Origin of the sequence: Herminiimonas fonticola (assembly GCF_040395855.1) — a bacterium.
In the GTDB taxonomy this organism is placed as follows: domain Bacteria; phylum Pseudomonadota; class Gammaproteobacteria; order Burkholderiales; family Burkholderiaceae_D; genus Oxalicibacterium; species Oxalicibacterium fonticola_A.
The window spans coordinates 1-5,024 of sequence record NZ_JBEBPO010000131.1 but is presented as its reverse complement, the minus strand read 5'-3'; the positions used below and the strand labels follow the sequence as shown (position 1 = coordinate 5,024).

8 protein-coding genes are annotated in these 5,024 nt (G+C 53.2%); all 8 read right to left on the bottom strand.

The genetic code is table 11. The features are described from left to right. Positions 1–836 (bottom strand): F0F1 ATP synthase subunit alpha (locus tag ABWP27_RS12180; protein WP_502905346.1); only part of this gene is annotated, 836 nt, incomplete at its 3' end. A 49-nt stretch (positions 837–885) separates the two neighbouring features. Next, positions 886–1,419 carry a F0F1 ATP synthase subunit delta gene (locus ABWP27_RS12175; RefSeq protein ID WP_353157204.1) on the bottom strand — a complete coding sequence of 178 codons (534 nt, stop codon included), beginning with the start codon at positions 1,417–1,419 and terminating at the stop codon, positions 886–888. A 2-nt stretch (positions 1,420–1,421) separates the two neighbouring features. Beyond that, positions 1,422–1,892: a F0F1 ATP synthase subunit B gene (locus ABWP27_RS12170; protein ID WP_353157201.1), complete on the bottom strand. Its 471-nt coding sequence runs from the start codon at positions 1,890–1,892 to the stop codon at positions 1,422–1,424. A 68-nt stretch (positions 1,893–1,960) separates the two neighbouring features. After that, positions 1,961–2,206 carry a F0F1 ATP synthase subunit C gene (atpE, locus tag ABWP27_RS12165; protein WP_011872763.1) on the bottom strand — a complete coding sequence of 82 codons (246 nt, stop codon included), beginning with the start codon at positions 2,204–2,206 and terminating at the stop codon, positions 1,961–1,963. A gap of 93 nt (positions 2,207–2,299) precedes the next feature. Beyond that, positions 2,300–3,145 carry a F0F1 ATP synthase subunit A gene (atpB, locus tag ABWP27_RS12160; protein WP_353157197.1) on the bottom strand — a complete coding sequence of 282 codons (846 nt, stop codon included), beginning with the start codon at positions 3,143–3,145 and terminating at the stop codon, positions 2,300–2,302. 1 nt (position 3,146) lies between these two features. Beyond that, complete coding sequence (locus tag ABWP27_RS12155) at positions 3,147–3,485, bottom strand: ATP synthase subunit I (RefSeq protein ID WP_012081469.1); 339 nt, start codon at positions 3,483–3,485, stop codon at positions 3,147–3,149. A 448-nt stretch (positions 3,486–3,933) separates the two neighbouring features. Next, positions 3,934–4,833, bottom strand: coding sequence for a ParB/RepB/Spo0J family partition protein (locus tag ABWP27_RS12150; RefSeq protein ID WP_353157194.1), 900 nt, complete (start codon positions 4,831–4,833; stop codon positions 3,934–3,936). A 74-nt stretch (positions 4,834–4,907) separates the two neighbouring features. Beyond that, positions 4,908–5,024 (bottom strand): ParA family protein (locus ABWP27_RS12145; RefSeq protein WP_502905347.1); only part of this gene is annotated, 117 nt, incomplete at its 5' end.

Sequence of the window (5,024 nt, the reverse complement as noted above, 5' to 3'; positions counted from 1 at the left end):
CGGCGCAACAGCAGGGAAACCTGACGGTACGCAACAGCTTGTTTCGACAAATCGTCATACACGATCAGCGCATCTTCACCGCGATCGCGGAAGTATTCGCCCATGGCGCAACCGGAGTAGGCCGAAACGAACTGCATTGCAGCGGATTCCGATGCGGTTGCAGCAACCACGATCGTGTATTCCATTGCGCCGTGCTGTTCCAGCGAACGCACGATGTTTTTGATCGACGATGCTTTTTGGCCGATAGCAACGTAGATACACGTTACGTTTTGACCTTTTTGATTGATGATGGCATCGATCGCAACAGCTGTTTTACCGGTTTGACGATCGCCAATGATCAGTTCGCGTTGACCGCGACCGATAGGTACCATCGCGTCAATCGCCTTGATACCGGTTTGCATTGGTTGATCAACGGATTGACGAGCAATAACGCCTGGTGCGATTTTTTCGATAGGTGCAGTCAATTTTGCATTGACCGGGCCTTTGCCGTCGATCGGTTGACCGAGGGCATTGACGACGCGACCGCGCAGTTCAGGACCGATAGGCACTTCCAGAATACGACCGGTACATTTAACCGTGTCGCCTTCCGAGATGTGCTCGTATTCGCCCAGAATAACGGCGCCGACGGAATCACGTTCCAGGTTCAGCGCGAGGCCGAAAGTATTGCCTGGGAATTCCAGCATCTCGCCTTGCATGACGTCGGACAGACCGTGAATGCGGCAGATACCGTCGGACACGGAAATGACCGTGCCTTGATTGCGAATCTCAGCGTTGTCGCCGAGCCCTTGAATCCGGCTCTTGATCAGTTCGCTGATTTCAGACGGGTTGAGTTGCATATAAACTCCTAAAATTTTTCTCTGTAGCTTGGGCTAGGCTCGGCAACGATTACGCAGTCAACGCAACGTGCATCTGTTGCAGTTTCGCGCGTACCGAGGTGTCGAGCACTTCATCACCAACAACGACACGCACGCCACCGATCAGTGCGCTATCAACAGCGACGGTCGGGTTAAGCTTGCGGCCGAATTTCTTTTCCAGCGTAGCGACCAGCTCGGTCAACTGCGCTGCAGACAGTTCAAACGCGCTGACGATTTCTGCATCAGCAGCGCCTTCTTGCGCATTTTTCAATGCGTGAAACTGCGTCGCGATTTCCGGCAACAGCGTCAGGCGGTCGTTTTGCACCAGCATGTTGATGAAGTTTTTCGCTTCAGCGCCAACCGGCGATTTGAGCGCCGAGATGAAAGTGCTGCTGATCAGGTCGTCCGAAACTTTCGGGTTGTGCGCCAATGCATACACATCGGGATTCGCAGCAACCTGTGCCATTTCGGAAACCAGTTCAGACCAGCTGTTCAAATCCGCGGCTTTCGCCACACGGAACAGAGCTTCGGCGTAAGGACGGGCAATCGTTGCGAGTTCGGCCATGATTACAGCTCGGCTTTCAGTTGGTTCAACAGATCGGCGTGGACTGCAGCATTGACTTCACGCTTCAGGATTTGCTCAGCACCTTTAACTGCAAGGGTAGCAACCTGGTCACGCAATGCTTCGCGAACCTGGGTTACTTGCTGGTCAGCATCCGCTTTAGCGGCAGCCAGAATACGCGCAGCTTCTTCAGCAGCAGTTTTCTTGGCTTCATCAATAATGCTTTGGCCGCGCTTCTCGGCATCGCCGATACGCTTTTGACCTGCTTCTTGCGCAGATGTCAGTTCTGCCTGGGCGCGCTTTTCAGCGGCTGCCAGATCAGACTTGCCACGTTCGGCAGCTGCCAAACCGTCCGCGATCTTCTTGGCGCGCTCATCGAGCGCATTCATCAGTGGTGGCCACACGAATTTCATCGTGAAGCCTGCCAGGATGAAGAAGACCACGAACTGCGCAATCAAAGTTGCATTTAAGTTCATGGTAATTCCTTCTCTAAGTAACGTGTGCTGAAAACCACTTCAGCGTCAGAACCGGTACGGTGACCGAATTACTTAGCGATGAACGGGTTAGCGAATGCGAACAACATAGCGATACCAACACCGATCAGGAACGCAGCATCGATCAGACCAGCCAACAGGAACATTTTGGTTTGCAATGTGTTCATCAATTCTGGTTGACGAGCAGAAGCCTCAAGGTATTTGCCACCCATGATTGCGATACCGATACAAGCGCCGATTGCGCCCAGACCAATAATCAAACCACAAGCCAGCGCTACAAATGAGAGATCAGTCATGACAATTCCTTCAAAGTTAAAGTTAAATCAAAAAATTAATACTAAAAAACGGAGCCTTCTGATACTGCAATTCCAAAACCAATTTTGAAAATCTTAGTGCCCTTCATGCGCCTGGCCGATATACACCAGCGTCAGCATCATGAAAATGAATGCCTGCAGGAAAACAATCAGGATGTGGAAGATTGCCCACATCGTGCCTGCCACTACATGACCGAAGAAACCGAACGCTGTCGCGGTCGAACCCAGCAATGCAATCAACAGGAACAACAATTCGCCGGCGTACATGTTGCCGAACAACCGCATCGCCAGGGAGACGGTTTTCGCTGCGAATTCAATCATGTTCAACAACAGGTTGAACGGTGCGAGCCAGATGCCAAACGGTGCCGCGAACAGTTCATGAATGAAGCCGCCAGCACCTTTGATTTTGATGTTGTAGAAGATCATCAGCGCGAATACGCCGAGTGCGATACCCATGGTGCCGTTCAAATCGGCGGTAGGAACCACACGGTGATACGGGAAAAGGTGATCGATGCCAAGCGCGCTGAAAATTGCCGAGAACATATCAACAGGCAAGAAATCCAGCGAGTTCATCAGGGCAACCCAGACGAATACGGTCAATGCCAATGGCGCGATGAAGGTACGATCGCCGTGAACAATCGATTTGGCCTGGTTGTCGACCATTTCAACAATCATTTCAACTGCAGCCTGGAAACGGCCCGGAACACCGGAAGTCGCCTTGCGTGCCGCCATGTACATCAGGAAGCAGCCGACCACACCGGCGAATACGGACCAGAAAATCGTGTCCATGTTGATAATCGAAAAATCGACTATCTTGTCCTGGTGCTTGGTCGAAAAATGCCCCAGATGGTGAACGATATATTCGGATGCGGTTGGTGCTGCGTGATGCGCCGCCCCTGCAGTAGCTATTTCAGTCGCCATGTCAGTGCCTAAATAATAAGATGATGTAACTTTTTAGCGCCACGACGAACGCGGCGACTAGCGCCAGCAAATTCAAATCGCGGTATAACCAGACCACCGCACCCAACAGTGCAATGGTCAATGCAATCTTGATAAATTCCCCGATAAAAAAAGTCATCGGATTAACGGACTCGGATTTTTGCGCAGCGGAAAATAAACGTAGCGCAAACAGGCCATTCGGCACCACACAGCACAACCCACCTAGCAGCGCCGAATACAGCGCCGGCATTCCTGCAATCAAACCGGCAATAATACTGGCGATTACCGTAGTCGCGAGTTGCAAGAGGACGACGGGCAGCATACTGGGTCCAAAGGTGCAGCCCTTTGGCGATCTTGCGATCGAGCTACTCGGGCTGGAGTGAATACAAACTAAGTCATGCGTTTCATGAAGCCACGGGATTATAAGGGCTTTCCGTACGCAGCGTCAAACGTTTGCTGCGGGAAAAATGGCGAGCTTGATGACAGTTTGATGACTGTTGGCGTACTTTCCCGGATGTTATTTGCCTTATATCAACAGCCCGGATGCACAAGTCCTTGCCGCCGGTCATTCAGATTCCTTGCACACGGACGTGTACACAAACCGTCAGCGGAATAAATTCCCGGTCCCATCGCGGCGCGGCGGCGCGTTTCACACCCGCTGTTGTATGCGCACGACATTGTTCAACCCCGCTTCCAACGGCATGTGCCAATGCTCAAGGGCGAAATGACCCGGCCTGAGCAGCAGGCAATATGCCGGCAAACTCTGCGTCTCAGGCCGTGACGCGTAATTTGGCAAGAATGCCGTCCAGCGCATCCAGGCCGGCAAACTCGATCACCAACTGCCCTTTGTTCTTTGCGCCCAGCTTGATGACAACTTGCGTTGCCAAAGCATCCGACAATTCTTCTTCCAGACGCGCGATATCGCGCGATTTTTCCTTGCCGTTGGCGCGCGGCTTGTTGCCTGCCGCCTGTTCCAGCGTCGCACGCACCACCAATTTTTCCGCTTCGCGCACCGACATCCGCTTGGCGACAACCTGATTTGCCAAAGTGATTTGCGTACCCGCATCGACCGCCAGCAAGGCGCGCGCATGGCCCATGTCGATATCACCGGCCATCAGCATGGTTTGCACCGGCTTGGCCAGGTTCAACAAACGCAACAGATTGGATACCGCGCTGCGCGAACGTCCGACGGCATGCGCCGCCTGCTCATGCGTAAAATTGAAATCGGCAATCAGGCGATGTATGCCTTGCGCTTCTTCCAGCGGATTCAAATCTTCGCGCTGGATGTTTTCAATCAAGGCCATCGCCGCTGCAGCTTCGTCGTCGACTTCCTTGACCAGCACCGGCACTTCGGTCAAACCGGCCAGTTGCGCAGCGCGGAAGCGGCGTTCGCCGGCGATGATTTCATAGCGGTCTCTACCGTTATGCGAGGTAATCGGCCGCACCAGAATCGCCTGCAGCAAACCCTGCGCCTTGATCGATGCCGCCAGCTCGTTCAGCGCACCTTCATCCATGCGCGTACGAGGCTGGTATTTGCCGGCCTGCATATCACTGACTTGCAACGTGGAAGGCGCGCCGGGGATAGCGGCTACCGCTTCATTGAAATCGGTAGCGCCGCCCAGCAATGCTTCCAGACCGCGACCCAAACCCTTTTGTTTTTTCGTAACCATAATTCCTGACTCGCACTCATGTGTTCATCGAAATGCAACGCGACGTATCGGCGCCCGCGAAGTTTTCGATGTTTTTAAATTGTCTTGATCCGTTCAACCATTTCTGCGCCGAAGGCTAGATAAGCCTGCGCACCTTTCGAGGCCGGATCGAAGTTGATGCCCGGCATGCCGTAGGATGGCGCTTCCGCCAG

Coding starts and splice junctions, on each gene's coding strand:
- atpE (WP_011872763.1), bottom strand. CDS start 2,206: ATGACTGATCTCTCATTTGTAGCGCTGGCTTGTGGTTTGATTATTGGT.
- ABWP27_RS12170 (WP_353157201.1), bottom strand. CDS start 1,892: ATGAACTTAAATGCAACTTTGATTGCGCAGTTCGTGGTCTTCTTCATC.
- atpB (WP_353157197.1), bottom strand. CDS start 3,145: ATGGCGACTGAAATAGCTACTGCAGGGGCGGCGCATCACGCAGCACCA.
- ABWP27_RS12175 (WP_353157204.1), bottom strand. CDS start 1,419: ATGGCCGAACTCGCAACGATTGCCCGTCCTTACGCCGAAGCTCTGTTC.
- ABWP27_RS12155 (WP_012081469.1), bottom strand. CDS start 3,485: ATGCTGCCCGTCGTCCTCTTGCAACTCGCGACTACGGTAATCGCCAGT.
- ABWP27_RS12150 (WP_353157194.1), bottom strand. CDS start 4,833: ATGGTTACGAAAAAACAAAAGGGTTTGGGTCGCGGTCTGGAAGCATTG.